This is a genomic window from Serratia sp. Sp408, from assembly GCF_057180665.1.
Window position 1 is genome coordinate 1 of the sequence record NZ_JBXUFT010000030.1, and the last position, 378, is coordinate 378.

General features: G+C 57.4%; 1 rRNA gene. It reads left to right on the forward strand.

Annotated features, from left to right (window positions below):
- Positions 1–378: ribosomal RNA gene (locus AC2AXP_RS22695) — 16S ribosomal RNA — on the forward strand; the annotation flags it as partial.

Sequence of the window (378 nt, forward strand, 5' to 3'; positions counted from 1 at the left end):
GGGTGACGAGCGGCGGACGGGTGAGTAATGTCTGGGAAACTGCCCGATGGAGGGGGATAACCACTGGAAACGGTGGCTAATACCGCATAACGTCTACGGACCAAAGAGGGGGACCTTCGGGCCTCTTGCCATCGGATGTGCCCAGATGGGATTAGCTAGTAGGTGGGGTAACGGCTCACCTAGGCGACGATCCCTAGCTGGTCTGAGAGGATGACCAGCCACACTGGAACTGAGACACGGTCCAGACTCCTACGGGAGGCAGCAGTGGGGAATATTGCACAATGGGCGCAAGCCTGATGCAGCCATGCCGCGTGTGTGAAGAAGGCCTTCGGGTTGTAAAGCACTTTCAGCGAGGAGGAAGGCCAATAGCTTAATACG